Annotated in this window: 1 rRNA gene; it reads right to left on the bottom strand. The window is 53.6% G+C overall.

Annotated features, from left to right (window positions below):
* Positions 1–1,065 (bottom strand): 16S ribosomal RNA (locus R7Q09_RS24370); the annotation flags it as partial.

Consider the following 1,065-nt stretch of genomic DNA (forward strand, 5'->3'; position numbering starts at 1 on the left):
TAAGGAGGTGATCCAGCGCCAGGTTCCCCTAGCGCTACCTTGTTACGACTTCACCCCAGTCATGAACCACAAAGTGGTAAGCGTCCCCCCGAAGGTTAAACTACCTACTTCTTTTGCAGCCCACTCCCATGGTGTGACGGGCGGTGTGTACAAGGCCCGGGAACGTATTCACCGTGGCATTCTGATCCACGATTACTAGCGATTCCGACTTCATGGAGTCGAGTTGCAGACTCCAATCCGGACTACGACGCACTTTTTGGGATTCGCTCACTTTCGCAAGTTGGCCGCCCTCTGTATGCGCCATTGTAGCACGTGTGTAGCCCTACTCGTAAGGGCCATGATGACTTGACGTCGTCCCCACCTTCCTCCGGTTTATCACCGGCAGTCTCCCTGGAGTTCCCGACATTACTCGCTGGCAAACAAGGATAAGGGTTGCGCTCGTTGCGGGACTTAACCCAACATTTCACAACACGAGCTGACGACAGCCATGCAGCACCTGTCTCAGAGTTCCCGAAGGCACCAATCCATCTCTGGAAAGTTCTCTGGATGTCAAGAGTAGGTAAGGTTCTTCGCGTTGCATCGAATTAAACCACATGCTCCACCGCTTGTGCGGGCCCCCGTCAATTCATTTGAGTTTTAATCTTGCGACCGTACTCCCCAGGCGGTCTACTTAACGCGTTAGCTCCGAAAGCCACGGCTCAAGGCCACAACCTCCAAGTAGACATCGTTTACGGCGTGGACTACCAGGGTATCTAATCCTGTTTGCTCCCCACGCTTTCGCATCTGAGTGTCAGTATCTGTCCAGGGGGCCGCCTTCGCCACCGGTATTCCTTCAGATCTCTACGCATTTCACCGCTACACCTGAAATTCTACCCCCCTCTACAGTACTCTAGTCTGCCAGTTTCAAATGCTATTCCGAGGTTGAGCCCCGGGCTTTCACATCTGACTTAACAAACCACCTGCATGCGCTTTACGCCCAGTAATTCCGATTAACGCTCGCACCCTCCGTATTACCGCGGCTGCTGGCACGGAGTTAGCCGGTGCTTCTTCTGTCGCTAACGTCAA

The organism is Vibrio sp. 2130-1 (assembly GCF_033339515.1).